General features: G+C 68.7%; 21 protein-coding genes and 2 pseudogenes. 12 read left to right on the plus strand and 11 right to left on the minus strand.

From position 1 onward, the window contains the following. A partial coding sequence (locus AIIKEEIJ_RS01890) for an IS30 family transposase (RefSeq protein ID WP_161994813.1) occupies positions 1–335 on the plus strand: 335 nt, incomplete at its 5' end. A gap of 58 nt (positions 336–393) precedes the next feature. On the opposite strand, the gene AIIKEEIJ_RS01895 is transcribed toward AIIKEEIJ_RS01890, so the two are convergent. The 3 genes from AIIKEEIJ_RS01895 to AIIKEEIJ_RS01905 are packed head-to-tail and all read right to left on the minus strand — an operon-like array spanning position 394 to position 2,985. Beyond that, positions 394–870, minus strand: a complete 477-nt coding sequence (locus tag AIIKEEIJ_RS01895; RefSeq protein WP_006940537.1) for an NUDIX hydrolase — start codon at positions 868–870, stop codon at positions 394–396. A gap of 29 nt (positions 871–899) precedes the next feature. Further along, positions 900–1,961, minus strand: a complete 1,062-nt coding sequence (locus tag AIIKEEIJ_RS01900) for an ABC transporter substrate-binding protein (protein ID WP_050035429.1) — start codon at positions 1,959–1,961, stop codon at positions 900–902. Positions 1,962–1,992: 31 nt separating this feature from the next. Next, the gene (locus AIIKEEIJ_RS01905) at positions 1,993–2,985 is read right to left on the minus strand and encodes an ABC transporter substrate-binding protein (RefSeq protein ID WP_161994814.1); all 993 of its coding nucleotides are present in this window, start codon (positions 2,983–2,985) and stop codon (positions 1,993–1,995) included. Between the two features lie 259 nt (positions 2,986–3,244). Here AIIKEEIJ_RS01905 and ctaD point away from each other — a divergent pair, with 259 nt between their 5' ends. From ctaD to AIIKEEIJ_RS01920, 3 genes are all read left to right on the plus strand, one after another. Beyond that, a complete protein-coding gene (ctaD, locus tag AIIKEEIJ_RS01910; RefSeq protein WP_161994815.1) occupies positions 3,245–4,978 on the plus strand; it encodes an aa3-type cytochrome oxidase subunit I in 1,734 nt (577 codons plus the stop codon). A gap of 1 nt (position 4,979) precedes the next feature. Then, positions 4,980–5,207, plus strand: a complete 228-nt coding sequence (locus AIIKEEIJ_RS01915; RefSeq protein ID WP_006947519.1) for a hypothetical protein — start codon at positions 4,980–4,982, stop codon at positions 5,205–5,207. 255 nt (positions 5,208–5,462) lie between these two features. Next, on the plus strand, positions 5,463–6,698 hold the full coding sequence (locus tag AIIKEEIJ_RS01920) for a fatty acid desaturase family protein (RefSeq protein ID WP_006947521.1): 1,236 nt from the start codon (positions 5,463–5,465) through the stop codon (positions 6,696–6,698). 177 nt (positions 6,699–6,875) lie between these two features. Here AIIKEEIJ_RS01920 and AIIKEEIJ_RS01925 read toward each other — a convergent pair whose 3' ends face one another. The 3 genes from AIIKEEIJ_RS01925 to AIIKEEIJ_RS01935 form a co-directional block, all read right to left on the minus strand. Further along, entirely contained in the window at positions 6,876–7,163 is a 288-nt protein-coding gene (locus AIIKEEIJ_RS01925) for a hypothetical protein (RefSeq protein ID WP_006947522.1), read from the minus strand. A gap of 137 nt (positions 7,164–7,300) precedes the next feature. Beyond that, positions 7,301–7,591 (minus strand): hypothetical protein, encoded by a 291-nt coding sequence (locus tag AIIKEEIJ_RS01930; protein ID WP_161994816.1) that lies wholly within the window; start codon positions 7,589–7,591, stop codon positions 7,301–7,303. Continuing rightward, entirely contained in the window at positions 7,588–8,073 is a 486-nt protein-coding gene (locus AIIKEEIJ_RS01935; RefSeq protein WP_161994817.1) for a hypothetical protein, read from the minus strand. Before AIIKEEIJ_RS01935 ends, AIIKEEIJ_RS01930 begins: the two co-directional genes overlap by 4 nt. Before the next feature lie 484 nt (positions 8,074–8,557). Here AIIKEEIJ_RS01935 and AIIKEEIJ_RS01940 point away from each other — a divergent pair, with 484 nt between their 5' ends. Then, a complete protein-coding gene (locus AIIKEEIJ_RS01940) occupies positions 8,558–8,800 on the plus strand; it encodes a hypothetical protein (protein ID WP_202916453.1) in 243 nt (80 codons plus the stop codon). A 752-nt stretch (positions 8,801–9,552) separates the two neighbouring features. On the opposite strand, the gene mhpA is transcribed toward AIIKEEIJ_RS01940, so the two are convergent. Genes mhpA through AIIKEEIJ_RS01965 form a run of 5 tightly spaced genes read right to left on the minus strand, consistent with a single transcriptional unit; the run spans position 9,553 to position 15,398 of the window. Further along, positions 9,553–11,094: a bifunctional 3-(3-hydroxy-phenyl)propionate/3-hydroxycinnamic acid hydroxylase gene (gene mhpA, locus AIIKEEIJ_RS01945; RefSeq protein ID WP_161994818.1), complete on the minus strand. Its 1,542-nt coding sequence runs from the start codon at positions 11,092–11,094 to the stop codon at positions 9,553–9,555. Next, on the minus strand, positions 11,091–11,447 hold the full coding sequence (locus AIIKEEIJ_RS01950; protein ID WP_065923265.1) for a DoxX family protein: 357 nt from the start codon (positions 11,445–11,447) through the stop codon (positions 11,091–11,093). The genes mhpA and AIIKEEIJ_RS01950 overlap by 4 nt, the downstream gene beginning before the upstream one ends. Further along, positions 11,444–13,333 carry an acyl-CoA synthetase gene (locus AIIKEEIJ_RS01955; RefSeq protein ID WP_161994819.1) on the minus strand — a complete coding sequence of 630 codons (1,890 nt, stop codon included), beginning with the start codon at positions 13,331–13,333 and terminating at the stop codon, positions 11,444–11,446. The genes AIIKEEIJ_RS01950 and AIIKEEIJ_RS01955 overlap by 4 nt, the downstream gene beginning before the upstream one ends. Then, a complete protein-coding gene (locus AIIKEEIJ_RS01960; protein ID WP_029546759.1) occupies positions 13,330–14,268 on the minus strand; it encodes a fumarylacetoacetate hydrolase family protein in 939 nt (312 codons plus the stop codon). Before AIIKEEIJ_RS01960 ends, AIIKEEIJ_RS01955 begins: the two co-directional genes overlap by 4 nt. Beyond that, on the minus strand, positions 14,265–15,398 hold the full coding sequence (locus tag AIIKEEIJ_RS01965) for a VOC family protein (protein ID WP_161994820.1): 1,134 nt from the start codon (positions 15,396–15,398) through the stop codon (positions 14,265–14,267). The genes AIIKEEIJ_RS01960 and AIIKEEIJ_RS01965 overlap by 4 nt, the downstream gene beginning before the upstream one ends. A 141-nt stretch (positions 15,399–15,539) precedes the next feature. Between AIIKEEIJ_RS01965 and AIIKEEIJ_RS01970 the strand changes: the two are divergent. From AIIKEEIJ_RS01970 to AIIKEEIJ_RS32820, 7 genes and pseudogenes are all read left to right on the plus strand, one after another. Further along, positions 15,540–15,815, plus strand: a pseudogene (locus AIIKEEIJ_RS01970) (TetR/AcrR family transcriptional regulator); the annotation flags it as partial. A 43-nt stretch (positions 15,816–15,858) separates the two neighbouring features. Beyond that, complete coding sequence (locus AIIKEEIJ_RS01975) at positions 15,859–16,515, plus strand: Kae1-like domain-containing protein (RefSeq protein WP_338020894.1); 657 nt, start codon at positions 15,859–15,861, stop codon at positions 16,513–16,515. Further along, on the plus strand, positions 16,512–17,267 hold the full coding sequence (locus AIIKEEIJ_RS01980) for a HypC/HybG/HupF family hydrogenase formation chaperone (protein ID WP_161994821.1): 756 nt from the start codon (positions 16,512–16,514) through the stop codon (positions 17,265–17,267). Before AIIKEEIJ_RS01975 ends, AIIKEEIJ_RS01980 begins: the two co-directional genes overlap by 4 nt. Continuing rightward, entirely contained in the window at positions 17,264–17,944 is a 681-nt protein-coding gene (locus tag AIIKEEIJ_RS01985) for a D-sedoheptulose-7-phosphate isomerase (RefSeq protein ID WP_006941965.1), read from the plus strand. Before AIIKEEIJ_RS01980 ends, AIIKEEIJ_RS01985 begins: the two co-directional genes overlap by 4 nt. Further along, positions 17,941–19,026 (plus strand): hydrogenase expression/formation protein HypE, encoded by a 1,086-nt coding sequence (gene hypE / locus AIIKEEIJ_RS01990; RefSeq protein ID WP_006941964.1) that lies wholly within the window; start codon positions 17,941–17,943, stop codon positions 19,024–19,026. Before AIIKEEIJ_RS01985 ends, hypE begins: the two co-directional genes overlap by 4 nt. Positions 19,027–19,042: 16 nt before the next feature. Then, positions 19,043–19,315, plus strand: coding sequence for a HypC/HybG/HupF family hydrogenase formation chaperone (locus tag AIIKEEIJ_RS01995; protein ID WP_006941963.1), 273 nt, complete (start codon positions 19,043–19,045; stop codon positions 19,313–19,315). Between the two features lie 27 nt (positions 19,316–19,342). After that, positions 19,343–19,635, plus strand: a pseudogene (locus tag AIIKEEIJ_RS32820) (hypothetical protein); the annotation flags it as partial.

Below are 19,635 nucleotides of genomic sequence, written 5' to 3' on the forward strand. Positions count from 1 at the left end.
ATGCGATGATCGCCGCGATGCGGTCGTTGCCGGAGGTGATGCAGCGGTCGGTGACCTGGGATCAGGGCCACGAGATGCGTGCTCATGCCCAGATCACCATGGCCACCGACGTCGCTGTCTACTTCTGTGATCCGCACTCGCCGTGGCAGCGCGGCACCAACGAGAACACCAACGGTCTGCTCCGGCAGTACTTCCCCAAGGGCACCGACCTGTCGGTGTACACGCCCGAGGACCTGCAGCAGGTCCAGGACGAGTTCAACGGCCGCCCCCGGCAGACGCTACGCTGGCGCACGCCAACCGAAGCGTTCACCGAGCTTGTCGCATCGGCCGCCTGAAACCGCCCTGATCGAGCACGTGTGACATTCGGCCGTCAGGTGGGCGTCAGGCGCACCGTCAGGGGCGGCGGAACCACGCCTCCGGCACGTCCCGCAGCGCCTTCTCCAGGCGCAGCACCGACGTGGCGGTCATGTTCTGCGGCAACGAATCCGGCGCGAACCAGGCCACCTCGAGGTTCTCGTCGTCGGCGACGTGGGCCACGCCACCCGTCGGGCGCATCAGGAAGCACACGTCCAGGTACCGCGCGACGTCCCCGTTGGGATAGGTGATCGGAGCGGTCACGTCCACGCTCGTGAGCCGGACGATCTCGGCGTCGACGCCGGTCTCCTCCCGCACCTCGCGCACGGCCGCGACGGCGGGTTCCTCGCCGGGTTCCAGGATGCCCGAGACCACGGCCCACAGGCCGTTGTCCGCGCGACGGGTCAGCAGCACCCGTCCGTCGGGGTCGACGACGACGGCGCTGACGCCGGGCAGCCACAGCGGCGCGGGACCGACCTGTGCGCGCAGTTGCGCGACGAACTCCGGAATAGGCATGTCCCCGGGCGCCTTTCGACGAGGTCGACTCAGTTGGAATAGCCGTTGAGGGTGTTGCGCACATCCGTCAGGACGGCCTTCGCGGCCACCGGGCCGGGCGTGGACCACACCAGGTCGTCCACCGCGAACAGCCGGCTGTCGGTGACCGCCCCGAGCTCGAGCCACGCCTCGGAGTCCATCACCTCGCTGCCGTGCGCGACGCCGTCCTCGCCGGCGAAGCGGACGTAGATCAGGTCGCCCTCCGCGGCGGCCGGGTCGGCCTCGTCGAGCGGGGCGTCCGCGCGCCCGTCCTGCACACCGAACCGCTGTGCGGGCGGGCGCGCGGCGCCGGCGTCGGCGAGGACCTGTCCGGCGAACGAGGCGGTGCCCTCGACGACGGCGCCGTCGCCGGTGAACCGCACGATCGACGCCTGGGTCTGCGACGCGGTCACCGCCTTGCCGACGTCCGTCGCGGTCGCGCGGTAGTCGTCGAGCACGCGGCCGGCCGCTTGCGAGCGTCCGAGTGTTTCGCCGGCGCGGAGGAACTGCTGCCGCCAGAACACCGGGTCGGAGCCGACGAGCACCGTCGGCGCGACGGTGCCGAGCCGGCGGTAGAGCTCCGGGTCGGCGGACGAGCCGAGGATGAGGTCCGGCTCCACGCCGTCGATGAGCGCGACGTCGGGCGCCGATGTGGTGCCCACCGACGGCAGCGTCGCGATCCCCGTGCCCAGGTACTCGGCCCGGGCGACGTCGGTGGTCGTGCCGACCACCCGCTCCCACAGGCCCAGGGCGCACACCGCGTCCATCGCGGCGGCGTCGAGCACGACGATCCGCTGCGGGTCGGCGGGCACCTCGGAGACGCCGCCGGTGTGGATCACCGACCGGGTGCCGCCGGCGGGCTGCCCCGGGTCCGGGGGGCTGGGGAGCGCGCACGCGGTGGTCGTGTCGCGTTCGATCCCGACGACGGCCGCCCCGGCGATGCGGGTGGTGGTGCGCACGATGCCGCTCGCCGGATCGTCCGTCGCCTCCGCGCATCCCGCCAACCCGAGTGCCGCGACGGCGGCGAGGGCGACGGTGCACGTGACGGCGCGAGACCGGGACGCTGCGGGCATACGACCACTCCTGTCTAGGGGACGGTCCAGGTTAACTGGTGTGCGGATCGACCCCGAACGCCTCGGCGAGGTCGTCGAGGATCTCGTGCGCGCCCTGGATGGACACCGGCGTCATCCACAGGCTGTCGTCCACGTCCACCTTCCGGCCGCGCAGGTTCTGCCACAGCGGGTTGGAGAGGAACGGCTGCGCCGCCGCCTCGGACTTGCCCTCCCCGTCGCGGTACATGCTGACGAAGATCACATTCGCGTCCGCCTCGCCGATGAGTTCGGGGCTGATCGCGTTCATGATGCTGCTCGGATCGGCCGGGTCGGGTCCCTGGCTCGCGGGGCGGGCCAGGCCGGCGTCCTCGAGGACGATGCCGCTGAACGACGTGGTGCGGTAGAGGCGGGCGGTGGGCTCACCGGCGAAGCGGACCACCGAGACGGTGGGGTTGCCGGCTGTGGCGTTGATCTCGTCGCCGATGGCCTTCGCCCGGGCCTCGTAGTCGGCGATCTTCTGTTCGGCGAGGTTCTCCTTGCCGAGGGCCCGCGCGGCGAGACGGATGTTGTCCTTCCACGTCGGCCCGGTGCTCTCGGAGAAGACCGTGGGCGCGATGGCGGAGAGCTTGTCGTAGTTCTCACCGTCGCGCACGTCGGCGGACAGGATCAGGTCGGGGTGCAGCGCGGCGATCTTCTCCAGGCTCGCGTCGGAGACCGCACCGACGGAGGTGGCCCCGGCGGCGAACTGCCGGCGGCTGTCACCGAGGTAGTCGGGCAGTCCCTCGGTGCGGTAGTCGACGTAGCCGACGAGGTCGGACTCGAGCAGCAGCGTCGCGTCCGCGTAGCTGGTGTCGAGCGCGACGACCCGCAGCGGCTGGGACTCGACGGTGGTCGTTCCGCGGAAGTGCTCGACGGTGCGTGGGAAGCCCGCGGTGGCGGGGGTCTGCTCGGCCGTCTCGCCGGAGGAACAGCCCGCGAGCAGCACGGCCGCGGTCAGGGACGCCGCCAGGGCGGCGATGCCGCGGCGCAGGGGGAGGGGATACACGGTGGACCTCGTCTCTCGGGATCGCAAACAGTTAGGAAACGCTTACCTTAGTGTGTGGGCGAAACCGTGTGCTCGGTGAGGTGTGCCACGGCCCCGGGTTGCGTGGGTCACAGACCCCCGCCGGTATGCTCGACCGCCGAGTACGACACTGAGTAGGACCCGGTGAGCGTGCGGTGGTCGCACCGTCTACGATTCGATCAGCGCAAGCCAGAGAACGTTCGTCTCGCACTGCGAGTCGAGCGCGCAATCAGGAGGATTAGTGACTGCCGTAGCGCCCCAGCCAGTCCCGGAGATAGCTGCAGCGAGGCCGTACCCGCCGCGGCAGGGACCCAAGGGCTCGTTCTTCTACAAGATGATCACGACCACGGATCCCAAGATGCTCGGGATCATGTACATGGTCACCTCGTTCGCGTTCTTCCTCATCGGTGGCGTGATGGCTCTGCTCATCCGCACCGAGCTCGCGGTCCCGGGTCTGCAGTTCCTGTCGAACGAGCAGTACAACCAGCTGTTCACCATGCACGGCACGATCATGCTGCTGATGTACGCGACCCCGGTCGTGTTCGCCTTCGCGAACTACATCCTGCCGCTGCAGATCGGCGCGCCCGACGTCGCGTTCCCGCGTCTGAACTCGTTCAGCTACTGGCTGTACCTGTTCGGCGCGACGATCGTGACCGCCGGCTTCATCACCCCCGGTGGTGCGGCCGACTTCGGCTGGACTGCCTACAGCCCGCTCACCAGTGAGCTGCACTCGCCCGGCGTCGGTGGTGACTTCTGGGTCCTCGGCCTCGGCGTGATGGGTCTGGGCACCATCCTCGGTGCGGTCAACTTCATCACCACCGTCGTGTGCCTGCGCGCCCCCGGCATGACGATGTTCCGGATGCCCATCTTCACCTGGAACATCCTCATCACCAGCGTGCTCATCCTCCTGGCGTTCCCGCTGCTGACCGCCGCGTTCTTCGGCCTCTTCGTCGATCGCCACCTGGGCGGGCACATCTTCGACCCCGCCAACGGCGGCGTCATGCTGTGGCAGCACCTGTTCTGGTTCTTCGGCCACCCCGAGGTGTACATCATCGCGCTGCCGTTCTTCGGCATCGTCTCGGAGATCTTCCCGGTCTTCTCGCGCAAGCCGATCTTCGGCTACACCGGCCTGGTCTACGCGACGCTGGCCATCGCGGCGCTCTCGATCGCGGTGTGGGCGCACCACATGTACGCCACCGGCGCCGTGCTGCTGCCGTACTTCTCCTTCATGACGTTCCTGATCGCGGTGCCCACCGGCGTGAAGTTCTTCAACTGGATCGGCACCATGTGGAAGGGCCACCTGACGTTCGAGTCGCCGATGCTGTTCTCGGTCGGCTTCATCGTCACCTTCCTGTTCGGCGGCCTGTCCGGCGTCATCCTCGCCAGCCCGCCGCTCGACTTCCAGCTGCACGAGTCCTATTTCGTCGTGGCGCACTTCCACTACGTGCTCTTCGGCACCATCGCCTTCGCCACCTACGCCGGCGTCTACTTCTGGTTCCCGAAGATGACCGGGCGCATGCTCGACGAGCGTCTCGCCAAGTGGCACTTCTGGCTGACCTTCCTCGGCTTCCACACCACGTTCCTGGTGCAGCACTGGCTGGGCAACGAGGGCATGCCGCGCCGCTACGCCGACTACCTGCCCTCGGACGGGTTCACCACCCTGAACATCATCTCGACCGTCGGTGCCTTCGTGCTCGGCGCCTCGACCCTGCCGTTCCTGTGGAACGTGTTCAAGAGCTACCGGTACGGCCAGGTCGTGACCGTCGACGACCCGTGGGGTTACGGCAACTCCCTCGAGTGGGCGACGAGCTGCCCGCCGCCGCGGCACAACTTCACCGAGCTGCCGCGCATCCGCTCCGAGCGCCCGGCGTTCGAGCTGCACTACCCGCACATGAGCGAAAAAATGCGGTCCGAGGCGCACGTGGGCTGGGGTTCGCACGCCCAGACCGCTCGCGCGATCGAGGGGAAGCACTGACATGGAGGACGGACGCCGGTTCCGCCGGTACACGACACTCGGCGAGACCCGCACCCGCCCCGACCCGACGGCCCTGCTGATCGCGATGCTGGTGCTGGCGGTGCTGCTCGCGTCCCCGTGGTGGCTGGCCCCGGCCCCGGCCGTGCTGCTGATCGTCGCGGCCCTCGCCGGCACGGTCGCGGTCGGTGCCACCAGCCGGAGGACGATCGTGCCGACCCGGTGGTCTTGACGTCCCGCCCGGGCTGAGTACTGCATCGACAGTGTCTGATGTGGGGGTGTGTGGTGGCGCGCGGGCACTGGTCCGGCCGGCGCTGCGCCAGTTCGACCAGTGCCGGCACCAGGCGGAGATTCCGTGGAGCATGTCGTCGCGCCCCTGCGGGAGCGTGGGTACGGCGCCACGGCGTGTGCACGCGAGGCTCCGGCCGCCACCACATCCTTACGGTGCCGTAACTTACGGTGCCGTAACTTACGCTAGGGTAGTCGCATGGCCATCTCAGATCTTCAGGAATTCGCGCATCTGACGGACGCGGATGTCGAGGCCCTCGGCCGAGAGCTCGATGCCCTCCGTCGCGACATCGAGGACTCCCGCGGCGAACGCGACGCCCGATACATCCGCAACACCATCAGGTTGCAGCGCAGCCTCGAACTCGCCGGGCGAGTGACCCTGTTCGGCAGCCGGCGCCGTCCGCTGTGGTTGCTCGGCACGGGTCTGCTCGGCGTGTCGAAGATCATCGACAACATGGAACTCGGGCACAACGTGATGCACGGGCAGTGGGACTGGATGAACGATCCCGAGATCCACTCCGCGAGTTGGGAATGGGACAACGCCGACCCGTCGGCGCACTGGAAGCAGACCCACAACTATCTGCACCACAAGTACACCAACATCCTGGGCATGGACGACGACGTGGGATTCGGCCTGATCCGGGTCACCCGGGACCAACGGTGGAAGCCGTTCAACGCCGGCAACCTCGTCTACAACGCGTTGCTAGCGCTGCTGTTCCAATACGGCGTCGCCATCCAGCACCTCGAACTCGGCAAGGTCGCCAGGGGCCGGGACGACCGTGCCGAAACCAGCCGTAAGCTGCGTGAGGTGGGCCGGAAGGTGGGCCGACAGATCGGCAAGGACTACGTGTTGTACCCGGCCCTCACCGGGAGGGCGTGGAAGTCCACCCTGACGGCCGACATCACTGCCAACGTGATCCGTAATCTGTGGACCAACGCGGTGATCTTCTGTGGGCACTTTCCCGACGGCGCGGAGAAGTTCACCAAGGCGGACGTCGACAACGAGAGCCAGGCCCGCTGGTATCTGCGACAGATGCTCGGCAGCGCCAATATCTCCGGTGGTCCGTTGATGGATTTCATGACGGGCAACCTCAGCTATCAGATCGAGCACCACCTGTTCCCGGACCTGCCGTCCAACCGGTATGCCGAGATCGCCGTGCGGGTGCGCGCATTGTGCGGCAAATACGACCTGCCCTACACCAGCGGTCCGCTCGCGGTGCAGTACCTCAAGACGTGGCGCACCATCGCGAAACTGTCGCTGCCGAACAAGTACCTCAAAGACACTTCGGACGCCGCCCCCGAGACCGCATCCGAACGCGGCTTCGGCGGGATGCCGGTTGTCGATCCCGTCACCGGCCGGCGGCGCGGACTGGCCACCACGATCCGCGCGAACCGCCGGATTCGTGGCGTGCGGCGACTTCTGGGGATGCGCTGATCGACGCGTAGGTGTTTCGAAGTGCCGTCGTGCGGACTCACAGCCGGGCACGGCCGACGAGATGATCGCCGCGCACCCGCCGAACCAGTGGCGCCGCACCCCCGCCTGCACCGGACCCCGGCGCACCAGGTGCACCGACCTCACCACGGTCGCCGGGTCCCGGGGGCGGGCCGATGGTCATCCGCCGGCGCTGTGGGTTGCGGCGAAGACGACGAACACCACGAACAGTGCCGCGGTACCGAGCACGGCACCGGTGAGGGCCTCCCGATGGTTCGTTGCCAGGCCCTTGTCGACCCGGTCCAGGCCGACCCAGCCGCAGACCACCGCGGCCAGCCCGGCGGGAATCGTGATCAGGTCACCGATGAGGGGAACGAAGGCGAACACCGCGGCGGTGATTCCCGCGACAAGCGCGGTGCTACCCGCACCGTTGCGGAACGGCGACTCGGTGGAACGGTGTGGCGGCATACCAGCTCCCCATCCAGGACAAGGCGATCATGTCCGTCCATGGTGCCTCGCACCGCTGGATCTCGCCGCACTACCCGTGCGCCGGGCAGGGGCGTCTCGGCTCGGCCGCGGCGCATGCCGTGACCGGCGTCCGTGCGTCAAGGCCGGGTCTGCCGGGCACGCAGGGCGGCGATCATACGGTGGAGTTCACCGAGGGTGACCCACAGTCTGCGTGCTTCGTCCTCGAATCGTTGGGCACTGACCGCGAAGCCGTGCCGTTGTTCATCGGCGGCGCAGTGCTCAGCAAAGTTGATCCGCGCTGTGACCTGCTCGAACTCTCGCTCGAGCACGCCGAGAAAGAGCTGAGCCTGTGCCCGGTCGGCACGGCGGGCCGCAGCCTCGGCATCGGCTGGCCCCACCGGGCCGGGGCGGACGGATGCGATGATCATGAGAGTTCGAGGGTCGCGTCGCGGACCATGTCGAGTGTGCTGGCGTGCGAGGGGCCGGTCGGAGTGCTCGCAACAGTGTGGAGCAGCAGGGTCACGGTCGGGCGCGGGTAACGGTAGCGGGCGCAGGCCGCATCAAGGCAGTCCTCGATCACGGCACTCACCTCGCGTTGCTCCAATGCCGCAGCCGCAGGAATTCTCGTGTCCGCGATGGTGATCGCCAGTTGACTCAGTAGCACACGGTGGCGGCGCCGGATGTGTTCCATCGCGGCGACCGCACGGTCGATACACGCGTCCAGGCAGCGTTCCCCGGCCCCGGGAGTCTCGAGTGCGCAGCACATCCCCGCCAGGCGCAGGTGCTGTCGGTGTAACACCCGCTCGACGCCGGCATCGATCGTGCCGACGTCCGCGGCGCACTCGGACACGTGGATCCAGACGTTCTGCTTCGGCCGTGATCGGGCGAACAGGTGCCAATGGGCGAGCATTGCGGACCTTCTCCTTGATCAGGTGGCCCGCGCCGTTGCGGGTCCTTCCACCCATACCGCCGCCGAGGATCGAAACGGATGCGTCTTGACGCTTTCCTTATGCTCTGGACCGAAAGTTTGATGCGGTGCTTACTCATCACCCAGCTTCGCGGGGCCCGTGGCGCCCTCGCTCGGAATGGGGGCGACTGTCGGAGGCTCGGAGCGTTCGGCATGCAGATCGGAATACTCGAGCATCGGAGCGCATCCCGTGCCGGCGGTCGGGTTCGATCGAGCGATTCAGGAGAAGCGAATCGGGGGCGCAGGCCACAACGCGGTGTGCTGTTGCCCGCCGTGACGGGCACAGGGCGGCGGCTCCTCGGTCCGGAGGCGTAGAGATTTCGCAAGGATCCGACGGCGAGTCTTCCCTGCCGGGTCGGGACGGGCCGATGCTCGTTGGTGGTCGAAACCCGTCGACGCGAAGGAAGGATACGTGCGCGTGAGCGACATGCTGACCACGTGGATGCTCCTCGGGGCGTTCGTGACAGCCGCCTTGGTCATCCGCTACCTCAACACCGCTTCGGACCGGCCGACGGCCCGGGCACCGCTGCGCTATGTCCGTCGCCCGCCGGTGCCGCCTTCTGGGATCCCGGTGGTCCGCTACTGCTCGCCGGCTCCGGCCGCAGAGCGGACTCGACTGCAATTCCCGCCGGCCGACGACGATGTGCGGCTGCTGATCGCGGTCGAATGACCACCCCCGTGCCGCTGTGCGCGATCGGCGTGTTCGTCGATTTCACCCTTGCCCAAACGGCGATGGTGCGGCACTGATGGTGCACGCGTGGGCCCGGGTGGCGCAGACGGATACTGCTCAGTGGGGTATGGGTACGGTCCTGGCCGGCACCGCCGGTGCCTGGCTCCTCGTGGTTGCTTTGCCGCTGCTGGTGGCCGGGATGTGCACGGTCCGCCGGACGTTCCTGCATCGCCGGTACGTGTGCCGGTGGCCGATGCCGTCGTCTGCCACACCCGCAACCGTCTCGCCTCGGTCCACGCCACCCCGTGCGAGCGTGACCTCTCACTCCGATCGGAGAATCCCGATGTTCGACGCTCTTGCCCCCGTCCTGTTGCTGATCGGCGTCCCCACCCTCGTCCTGCTGACAGTTCGCCGCCTCAACCTCCGCGACTGCCGGCACGAGCCACCTGCCGACAGCCCGCATACCGGAGGCCGCACCGTAGGGTCGGAACCGCCGCACGGCCCTGCCGACCCACATCCGCCGGGGTCTCGACGGACCCGCCACACGCCCCCGCGCGGGTGCGGTCCGTCGGTCGCCGATGGGGGAGTGTCCTTATCGGACACTCCCTGTCGCGACAACCACACCACCGGTCCGAGTCGGCGAAGCGCGGGGGAATCGGGCCGGAATCGAGGATGACGTGGCGTGAGCACTCGGCGGACCAATAGCTCGGAGCATCCGCACCCGTGCGCAGTGGAGACCCGTCAGGGGTGGCTCACTGTGTGAGGATCGTTGGCGAGTGGTCGGTGTGGAAGCGGGGCAGGGCGGCGCAGAGGGCGGACAGTTCGTTGCCGCTACGAAGGACGGTGCCGTCGGGCCGGACGATGACAGCGCGCGCCCGGCCGCGGCGTATCCAGCGGTGCAGATCGGTGTCCGGCCGAGCCAGCAGGACTGTGCCACCCCGTTGTTCGATGGCGGTGCGTTGTTCCGTGGTCGGGGAGACGGAGGTGACCACCGCGAACCGGCCGGCGACGACCTCGGCGAATCGGCGACCCTCGTCGAGGACCGGATTCGGGATCAGGCGGCCCGCTCGGCTTCTGCGTAGTCGGGATCGCTCGATGAGACTGGAGCGGCGGAGAGCCGGGGTCTCGTTGTCCATGATCTTGTCGCTGAGGCCCGGCACGCGGTGCAACAGCGGTAGGGCGACGCGGCGGATGAGATTACCGAGTTCGCCGCCCTCGGTCATGGCCATTCCGACGAACTTGGCCCGCCGGATCAGCGCCAGTGCGTGGGGCTTGCGTTCGATCTCGTAGGTGTCCAGTGCGCTCTCAGGCAGATCCCCGCGGAGGACGCCTGCAAGTTTCCAGGCGAGGTTCATCGCGTCCCGCATCCCGGCCCCCATCCCCTGTCCGATGAAGGGCGGTGTGAGATGGGCGGCGTCGCCCAGCAGAAACACGTGCCGGTCGCGCCATCGGTCCGCGATTCGGGCTCGAAAGGTGTACTCGGCCAGACGGACCAGCTCCAGGTCTTCGGCCGGTGTGTTCCTTGTCCATGGCGAGATGAGGGGATGCAGTCGGGCCATTTCGCGATAGTCCTCGGCGCTCTCACCGGGCTTCAGACGGAACTCCCAGCGGTAGCGCGTTTTTCCGATTCGCATGTACGTTGCCGCGCGCACGGGGTCGCACACCTGGTGCACGCCCTCCCACTCGCCGAGGTCTGCGGTGGTGGCGACGTCGACAACCAGCCAGCGTTGTTCGAACTTCAGATCCCGCATCGTTGCCTGAATCTGTTCTCTGACCATGCTGTTGGCGCCGTCGCAGCCCAACACGTATCTGGTCCGTACCGATTCGTGCACGCCGGTGCTTCGGTCGGTGAAGTCGACGCGAATGCCGCCGGTCTTGTCGTGGGCCAGCCCGGTTACTTCGACGTCGCCGCGCAGAGAGGCCCCTGGGTACCGTTCCAGATTGGCGCGCAGGATCTCCTCGAACTGCGGCTGATCGAACATGTTGGCCTCGGGGTAGCCGTGTACGCCCGGGCCGGGGTCTCGGTGGAACTCGGTGAGAATTCGCATGTTCCGGTCGAGGAGCCGCAACCCGAGGCACGGCCGGGAGATCGCCGCGAACTCGTCGGCGATCCCGAGGTGCGCCAGGATCCGGTGAATCTCACCGTCGAGGTGGACCGCCCGCGGCTGCGCATAGACGCCCTCCCAGCGCTCGAGTATCAGGCAGTCGACCCCGTGCTGAGCAAGCAGCGTGGCGGCGGTCAGTCCGGTGGGTCCGGCACCGACGACGACGACCGGGACAACCCGCTCGCTCATCGGATCGATCCGAACAGGACGGCGAGGTAGGCGAGGATCAGCGCGCTGACGAGGATGGCGGGCGTCATCTCACGCAATCCATCTCCGTTGCGTACGTGCGTAACGACGGCCCCTGCCATCAGGAGCAGGAGCCCGACGCCGGCCGCGGCGCCGAGCGCCGGTACGAGTCCGCCGAGCAGGAGACCGGCTGCACCGGCGACCTCGAGCGCACCGATACCCCGATACGTGCTGACGGAAATACCGACGTGGGCTGCCCGTTCCCGCATCGGCGAGGTTGCCGCCATCTTGCTCACGCCGAGCAGGAGGTAGAGGACTGCGAGCGAGACCGCCAGAACTAGGGATGCGGTAATCATTTGCGCACCATTACCTTCCAATTGATCGCATATCGGTCCAAGATCGCCTTGACCGCCGGTTCGCCGGCAGATCCGTCGATCTCGACAGTGGCAAGAATCGAACCGTCCGCTACGGACGCATGGATGCTGTCGACCCCTGCGATGGTGGCGAGGGCCTGCTCGAGCTCGCGCCGTGTCGCGTCCGCGCGCAGTGCGAGCTTGTAGGGCTTGCCTACCGCCGTGACAGGCAAGGCGTGGAGGATGGTCACCGTTCTGGGTGCCGCGGCCCGTTCGGGGACACGCTCACCCGCCCAGGCTTGCAGCTCATCCTCGGTGATGCCGGCGTCTGCGGCAACGGTGACGTACGCGACGGGCACTTCGCCCGCGTGGGCATCGGGTCGTCCCACCGCGCTGACCGCGGTGACCTGCGGATGGGCCAGTAGGGCGTCTTCGATGACCGCTGGATCGATGTTGTGCCCGCCCCGGATGATGATGTCCTTCGCGCGTCCGACCAGGTAGATGAAACCGTCGCTGTCGACGCGCGCCAGGTCGCCGGTATCGAGCCACCCGTCGACCAGTTTGCCCATACCGTCGAGCACGTGTCCGTGTTCGTCGTGGGCGACAGCGTAGCCGGCGAACACCGTCGGACCGCTGATGGCCAGCACGCCGGTCGTTCCGCTGGGCAGGTCTTCCCAGCTGCCGTCTTCGCGGACGCGTACCACTTTGACCTGCTGATAGGGCATCCGTAGGCCCACCGCGCCGGGTCGCGGCGCGTCGGTGAAGCTGCGTGCACTCGCGCAGGTTGCCTCCGTCAGGCCGTAGCCTTCGAGAAGGGGCACACTCGTGTGTTCCCGGAACTTCTCGACGACCGCAGTCGGCAGAGGCGACGCTCCGACCATGGCGAATCGCAGACTACTGATATCGGCGTCGACCGGGCGCTCCGCAAGGGCCGCGTATATGGTGGGCACCGCGCTCATCGACGCGATGCGGTAGTGCTCGACGATCTTCCAGAATTCGCTGAGCAGTACCGGGTCGCGGTAGCCGAGCGGGCCGGCCCACACCACACCCTGGCCCTTGAACAGCGGTGCCAACAGCGTGACCATCAAGGCATTGACATGGAACAGCGGCAGGGCGGCGAATACCACGGAGTCCTGGTCCCACAACGAGTTCGCGGCCAGCATCCAGGAATTGGCGACCTCGTTGTCGTGGGTGTGGGCGGCCAGCTTCGGAACACCGGTGGTACCACCGGTGTGAAACAGTGCCGCCATGTCGAACCCACGAGGGGGATCACCGGCGAAGCCGGAGGAGTCGATGTCGGCCGACAGCGCACCGAAATAGCCGATCCGCACTCCGTCGACTTCGGGCAGGTCCTCGGGAGCGCCGGCTGCACCGGTGGGCCTGAGGACCAGCACTGCGTCCACCCCTCCGCTCACGGCAATCTCGTGCGCGACCTCCCATGTGTCGGCCGCAAGTTCCGGACCGGCCGCGACGAGTACCCGGGCACCTGAGCGGCGCAACAGTTCAGCGATGTGCTGCTGCGACTGTGCCGCGTTGATGGGGGCGGCGATGCCGGCAAGCTGTGCGGCGAGAGTCGCGGGGATCAGTTCGGCACAGTTGGGCGCCATCAAGGCGACCGGGTCGTGGCGCCGCACGCCCAGACGATGGAGCAGGTTCGCGTAGCGGTGAACATCGTCGAGTAGTTCGGAGAAGCTGCGCTGCAACGGCTCCCGCCACCGCGCGGCGTCCGGGAGGACGGTGAGCGCGAGGCGGTCCGGCCACATGCGGGCCGCTCGGGTGAGCAGGGCATAGGTGGACTCCGGAAGCCCCCGATCTCGCAACGGCACGGCCTCGATCGCCGTCACATCCGTGGGCGCTGCGTACCGCGGCCACAGCAGGTCGGTGGTCATCGCGCGTACCTCACCACCGTGCGCTGCCGCCCCAAGTCGATCGTCCCGTCGTCTGTGGCGACGGTGGCTTCGATGACGTCGCCGTCCTGCAGATAGTTCGAATTCCTGGCCTGGCCCGCGAAGAAGAGCTTCCATTTGACTGCCGGCGGCAGCAGGGAGGAGAGGATTTCGATCGGCTTCGGTGGGGCGCTCAGCGCCGTCCCGACCGGTGTTCCGGTCAGCAGCAGGTCTCCGGCATCGAGGCGTTGGAACCGGGTCAGCGCCTGCAGAGTCTCGGCCGGCTGGTAGATCATGTCGGCAACGGTCATGTTCTGGCGAGGCTCACCGTTGACCCAGAGCCGCAGGCGCAGGTCGGTGAACCGCTTCAGTTCGTCGGCATCGAGCAGTACGAGCGCGGGGCCGACCGGGGTGAACGTCGGGTACGACTTGGCCTCGTAGAACTGCGTTTTGGGAAGCTGGACGTCGCGCGCGGAGATGTCGTTGGTGACAACCAGGCCGGCGACGTGATCGGCGAGAGTGTCTGCGGTGATCGTGGTGCCGACGGGGAGTTCACGCCCGAAGACGAGCCCGATCTCCACCTCGTAGTCCAGTAGCCGGACATGGGCAGGACGGATCACGTCGTCGTGGGGACCGCCGATCGAACCGGATGCCTTTCGGAAGAAGGTCAACGGAATGGTGTCGGGGTTCATCCCCGCGTCCTTGACGTGCGAGGCGAAGTTCGTCATCTGTGCGACCACACGGCAGGGGGCGGTGACCGGGGAGAGCAACGAGAGGGTCTCGACGGGCACGGTGCCCTCGCTGGACGCCGCTGCCTCGACGGCTGGTCGGTCGGCCAGCAGTTGAGCGGTGGTGGTGGCCTCGGTGTCTACCCGGGCGGCACCCGTCGGTGTGACGACCCACCAGGCGTCGGCGGTGCGGAGGACAGAGATGGTCATGAGCTGGCAACTTTCAGAAGGCCGCGTAGGCGGTGGAGGTCGAATTCGTTGTCAGCGCGCAGCGCGAGGGCGATGGCGCGCAGTTCCTGGAGTGAGTCCCGACCGGGGCTCACTCCGAGGAAGTCCTTGGTGGCGGGCGGCCCCCACTGGGCCAGTCCGGACGCGGTCATCGGTGCCCAGCCCGCCTCGAGCGTGTTGTCGAAGAGATCGCCGTCGCTGAAGTGCTCGACCATGAATCCGTCGGGGTCGCGCCAGTAGTCGAAGATCTGGCTGCCCTGGATGTGCCGGCCGATGCCCCAGGACCGGCGGTAGCCCCGGTCGAGCAGGTACTCGCCTCCCGCCGCGAGGGAGTCCAGGTCGGCGACCTGATATGCCGAATGCACATAGCGGTTGGCCGGGCCGAGAACCATCGCGAGGGTGTGATGGTCGGTGGGCGTGGCACCCCGGTCGCAGCGGATGAAGCTCATGATCGGGCCCCGGGCCCGTTGCCCCGGGTAGTAGAGGAAGTCGCTGACGATCAGTCCGAGGTGCTCGAGGTACCAGTTGAGCGTTTCGAGGTACTTCGTCGTCTGGAGCACGACGTGACCGAGCCGTTGCACGGTGGCCGGCGCGCGGGGTGGCCGCTGGGTGGCGTTCACCCGCCCGCGGTCGTGTCCGAAATTGAAGTGGAGCGGAGCCTGGGCGGCCAGCGCCGGCAACTCGAACGTGTCGGACACCACGCGGACTCCGAGAGCGCTTGGATCCACGAGATCGACAGCGATCCCGCCGAGGCTCTCGGGGAGGGGCACGACCGCACCTCCGACTGCGTCCGCGAGTCGCAGCACGTCGGTCGAGTCGGCTGCCCGGAAGGCGGGACCGACGAACCGCGAACGCGGGCCTCGGCGGATGAGCACGCAGGGCGAACCGGGGTCTGTGCCGCGCAACTGTAGTTCGTGCGCCGTTCGGAGCGCCGTCGCAAAACCGAAGGCATGGGCGAACGCCTCCGCCCGATCGAGGTCGGGCTTCTCGAACTCCAGCCACGCGAGGTCGAACACCTTGATGATCGGCTCGGCGGCCTTCCCCCGGTGCTCGCCCGCCAGCGCGCCCTGCTCACTGTGCAGTCCGGTATGCGGGTCATGGTGGACACTCATGGACCACTCCCTTCAAGTTATGACGATATCGTCACTTACGAAGATATCGTCAGTCAAGAGTTTTTGAGGAATTCGTCACAATTGATGACGCGCCGTAGGGTAGGGCCAGGTCGGACGGATCAGAGAGAAGGGCACGCAGGCATGACCGAGCAGAGCACCGATGCACCGAACCGTCTGGACCGGCGCAAGGCGCGCACCCGCGCCGCACTCGTACGCGCAGCCCAGTCGTTCATGGCGGCAGGGAAACCGACCGCGCCGATTCTCGAGATCACCCAAGCCGCAGATGTCGGGATGGGGTCCTTCTACAACCACTTCCAGACCAAGGAGGAGCTCTTCCACGCTGCCGTGGAGGAGGCCCTCGACCGCCATGGGGCGGTGCTCGACGAACTGACCTCATCCCTGCGACGCCCGGCGCGCCGGGCACCTGCGGTCGTTCCCGCTGCCCGGCGGCGACGTCGCCGTGCGCACCCCGGCCCGGGTCGCGCTGGCCGTGCTGCGGGAGGCCGGCATCGAGGAGATCGAGGACCTGCCGTGCGTGAGCGCGCTCGGTGCCGCCGAACGCGCCCTGGTGGACTCGCAGCTGGCGTCGGGCGTCGGCTGCGTGCGCACCACCAGCGCCGGCCGGCTGTTCGACGCGGTGGCCTCCGTGCTGGGGGTGCGGCACCGGATCAGCTACGAGGCGCAGGCCGCGATCGAACTCGAGGTGCTGGCGCGCACCGCCACGGATGCCGCGCCGGTGCATTCGTCGCTGCGGGGGGACGAGCTGGACTGGGCCGGCACGCTGGCCTGCCTCGTCGCCGGCGTCCGGCTCGGGGTCCCCGCCGCGGACCTCGCGGCAGGCTTCCACCGTGCGCTGGCATCGGCAACAGTGCGGTTGGCGGCCCGGATCGCCGATGCGGCGGAGGTACGCACCATCGGCCTGACGGGCGGCGTGTTCCAGAATCGGCTCCTGCTGGGCATGGTCCGAACTATGCTGCAGGACAGAGGGTTCGAGGTGCTGACACACAGGCGGGTGCCGCCGAACGACGGTGGCCTGTCGCTGGGGCAGGCCGCGCTCGGTGCCGCGTTCGCACGCGGCCGGGCCGTGGACCCTGCCGGGACGGGACGAGCGCGATGACATCGACACACGACACCGAGCCGATCGGCGCGGAACTCGCCGCCGACCTCGCCGCGACGGCGCTGAGCCTGGCCCGCCGGTTCCATGCCGGGGCGACCCTGTGGGTGGTGTCCCCGCAGTGGGAGCCGCACGCCCATCACGTGGCGGTCGAGTTCGTGCACCCCGTGATCATGGGTAAACGGGCGTTGCCGTCGGTGTCGCTCGTGGAGCCGGACCCGGTCGCCCAGTGCCGGGTCGCCGCCCGCCCCGGCGACGTCATCCTGGCGGTCGCCTCCGCCGATCAGCCGGCCGTGCGCGAGATCGCCCGGCGCGCACCCGCGTGGGGCACCGACACCATCTGGATCGGCTCCGGTCCGCGGCCCGCGCCCGGTGCGGCCACCCACGTGCTGTGGGTGGACTCGGACGATCCGATGGTGCCCGCCACCGGGCGGTTCGTCCTGCTGTACCACCTGCTGTGGGAACTGACGCACGTGTGCTTCGAGCATCCAGGCCTGCTCGCCGACCCGGGCTGCACCGACGAGGTGTGCGTGACCTGCAGCGACGAGGGCCGGCTCGGCGAGGTGATGTGGCCGGCCGACGACACCGGCGCCGCGCCGGTGCGGACCGCGGTCGGCCGGGAGCGGGTCGACGTCTCCCTCCTCGGCGACGTCACGCCCGGCGACCTGGTGCTGGTGCACGGCGGCGTCGCCCTCACCAGACTCGACGCGCCGGAACTCGATGCTGGGGCACTCGATGAGGGGGAACGGCTGTGAGCACCGAACCGGACGGCACCGACTTCCTGTACCCGTTCATCGACGCGCAGGAGCACGACGCCACCGCCCTGTTGCGCGACCTTGCGGAATCCGCCCGCGGCAAGGCGGCCGACAGCGCGCGTCTGCAACGGGCTTCGCTGGACGAATGGGGCGAGGACCTCGTCGCGGCGGGGCAGCGCATGGCCGAGCGTTTCGCTCGCGGCGGCCGGCTCTACACCTTCGGCAACGGCGGCAGCTCCACCGACGCGGCGACCCTGGCGACGCTGTTCAGCCGGCCGGCCCGGGGACGGCCGGTGCCGGCCTGGTCGCTCGCCGCGGACCAGGCGGTGGTGACGGCGCTCGGCAACGACGTCGGATTCGAGCTGATCTTCTCGCGGCAGATCATCGCGCACGCGCACGGCGACGACGTCGCGATCGCCCTGTCCACGTCCGGCAACTCCGACGACCTGATGACGGCGCTGGCGGAGGCGCGGCGGCGGGGACTGCTCACCATCGGATTCGCGGGGCACGACGGCGGCCGGATGGCCGCCACCGACGATCTCGACTTCTGCTTCACCATCCGCTCGCAGAGCATCCACCGGATCCAGGAGAGCCACGCCCTGATCGGGTACCGGCTGTGGTCGGCCGCGCAGGAACACCTGGCGCGCGCGGAATCGGCGACGGGAGGCGGACGGTGAGCACATCGGCCGAACGCGAGGACCGGGTCCTCGAACGGATCGAGGCGTTCCGGCGGCGCCGGCCGCGCCTGCGCGACACCGTGATCTCCCTCTCGCACGGCGCCGGGGGCAAGGCGTCCGCGGCACTGGTGGATTCGGTGTTCGTCGAGGCCTTCCGCAACACCGAACTCGAGCAGCTCGGCGACGCCGCCACCGTGCGCCTCGACTCCGGGGAGAGACTGTCGTTCTCGACGGACTCGTTCGTCGTCAAGCCGCTGTCGTTTCCGGGCGGCTCGATCGGGCACCTCGCCGTGCACGGCACGGTCAACGACCTCGCCGTGTCGGGCGCGCGGCCGCGGTGGCTGTCCGCGGCGTTCGTCATCGAGGAGGGCTTCGAGATCGCGCGGCTGCGCGAGATCGTCGCCGACATGGCTGCGGCCGCCACCCGGTCCGGGGTCGAGATCGTCACCGGCGACACCAAGGTGGTGGGCCGGGGCGCCGCCGACGGTCTCTACATCAGCACCGCCGGGGTCGGCCTGGTTCCCGCCGGGCGCCGCCTCGGGGCCGACCTGGTGCGCCCCGGCGACCGCGTGCTGATCTCGGGGACGCTCGGCGACCACGGCATGGCGGTGCTGCTGGCCCGCGGCGACCTGGCGATCGAAGCGGACATCGCCTCCGACACGGCGCCGGTGCACGAGCTGGTGGCGGCCCTGCTCGCAGCCGCGCCGTCGACCCGGTGGATGCGTGACCCCACCCGCGGTGGCGTCGGTACCGTCTGCAACGAGCTGGCGCAGGCCACCGGCCTGGCGGTGGTGCTCGACGAGGCCGCGCTGCCGATCCGGCCGACGGTGACCGGGGCGTGCGACATGCTCGGCATCGACCCGCTGTACGTCGCCAACGAGGGCAAGTTCGTCGCGGTCGTCGCCCCGGACGAGGCGGACGCCGCCCTCGCCGCACTGCGGGCGTGCCCCGGCGGCGGCGACGCCGCGGAGATCGGGGAGATCCTGGCCGAACCGGAGGGCATCGTCGCGTTGCGTACCGCGTTCGGGGGCAGCCGGATTGTGGACATGCTCGTGGGCGATCCGCTGCCCCGGATCTGCTGAGGTGAGGAGAGACGCAATGTGCCTGGGAATTCCCGGCCGGGTGGTCGACATGGTCGACCCCGCCCAGCATCTGGCGAAGGTGGACGTCAACGGCGTGCAACGCGCCATCAGCGTCCGGCTGCTCGCCGGCACCGGCCTGCAGGTCGGGGACTGGGTGCTGGTGCACGTCGGCTTTGCGATGGCCCGGATCGACGAGGACGAGGCGAAGCTGACCCTCGATCAGGTGCGGAAGATGGGCGCCGACTACGTCAACGAGATCGAAGCCTTCAACGCGTCCGAGATCGCGTGAGCACCGGATGAAAGGCGGAGCAGGATCATGAAATTCGTCGACGAGTTCCGCGACCCCGCCGCGGCGCGCGCCCTGGTGGCCTCGATCACCGACCTCGCCGCCGGGGAGGAGTTCAAGTTCATGGAGGTGTGCGGCGGCCACACCCACACCATCTACCGGCACGGCATCGAACATCTGCTGCCCGCGTCGGTGATGCCCGACGCCGCATTCGAGTCCGCGCTCGACGACGCCTGCCGCACGCTCGCCCACCTCGGTGCGGAGGTACGGGACGTGACGCTGCCGGAGACCGACGACCTGCTCGCCGTGTATCCCGTCGTCAC

Origin of the sequence: Rhodococcus sp. YH1 (assembly GCF_009939605.1) — a bacterium.
GTDB lineage: Bacteria > Actinomycetota > Actinomycetes > Mycobacteriales > Mycobacteriaceae > Rhodococcus > Rhodococcus aetherivorans.

Excerpts from the sequence above, each read along its gene's own strand:
- AIIKEEIJ_RS01980 (WP_161994821.1), top strand. The coding sequence starts at position 16,512 with ATGACATCGACACACGACACCGAGCCGATCGGCGCGGAACTCGCCGCC.
- AIIKEEIJ_RS01895 (WP_006940537.1), bottom strand. The coding sequence starts at position 870 with ATGCCTATTCCGGAGTTCGTCGCGCAACTGCGCGCACAGGTCGGTCCC.
- AIIKEEIJ_RS01960 (WP_029546759.1), bottom strand. The coding sequence starts at position 14,268 with ATGACCATCTCTGTCCTCCGCACCGCCGACGCCTGGTGGGTCGTCACA.
- AIIKEEIJ_RS01965 (WP_161994820.1), bottom strand. The coding sequence starts at position 15,398 with ATGAGTGTCCACCATGACCCGCATACCGGACTGCACAGTGAGCAGGGC.
- AIIKEEIJ_RS01955 (WP_161994819.1), bottom strand. The coding sequence starts at position 13,333 with ATGACCACCGACCTGCTGTGGCCGCGGTACGCAGCGCCCACGGATGTG.
- AIIKEEIJ_RS01925 (WP_006947522.1), bottom strand. The coding sequence starts at position 7,163 with ATGCCGCCACACCGTTCCACCGAGTCGCCGTTCCGCAACGGTGCGGGT.
- AIIKEEIJ_RS01930 (WP_161994816.1), bottom strand. The coding sequence starts at position 7,591 with ATGATCATCGCATCCGTCCGCCCCGGCCCGGTGGGGCCAGCCGATGCC.
- AIIKEEIJ_RS01940 (WP_202916453.1), top strand. The coding sequence starts at position 8,558 with ATGCTGACCACGTGGATGCTCCTCGGGGCGTTCGTGACAGCCGCCTTG.
- AIIKEEIJ_RS01915 (WP_006947519.1), top strand. The coding sequence starts at position 4,980 with ATGGAGGACGGACGCCGGTTCCGCCGGTACACGACACTCGGCGAGACC.
- AIIKEEIJ_RS01995 (WP_006941963.1), top strand. The coding sequence starts at position 19,043 with ATGTGCCTGGGAATTCCCGGCCGGGTGGTCGACATGGTCGACCCCGCC.
- AIIKEEIJ_RS01935 (WP_161994817.1), bottom strand. The coding sequence starts at position 8,073 with ATGCTCGCCCATTGGCACCTGTTCGCCCGATCACGGCCGAAGCAGAAC.
- AIIKEEIJ_RS01900 (WP_050035429.1), bottom strand. The coding sequence starts at position 1,961 with ATGCCCGCAGCGTCCCGGTCTCGCGCCGTCACGTGCACCGTCGCCCTC.
- AIIKEEIJ_RS01950 (WP_065923265.1), bottom strand. The coding sequence starts at position 11,447 with ATGATTACCGCATCCCTAGTTCTGGCGGTCTCGCTCGCAGTCCTCTAC.
- AIIKEEIJ_RS01920 (WP_006947521.1), top strand. The coding sequence starts at position 5,463 with ATGGCCATCTCAGATCTTCAGGAATTCGCGCATCTGACGGACGCGGAT.
- mhpA (WP_161994818.1), bottom strand. The coding sequence starts at position 11,094 with ATGAGCGAGCGGGTTGTCCCGGTCGTCGTCGTCGGTGCCGGACCCACC.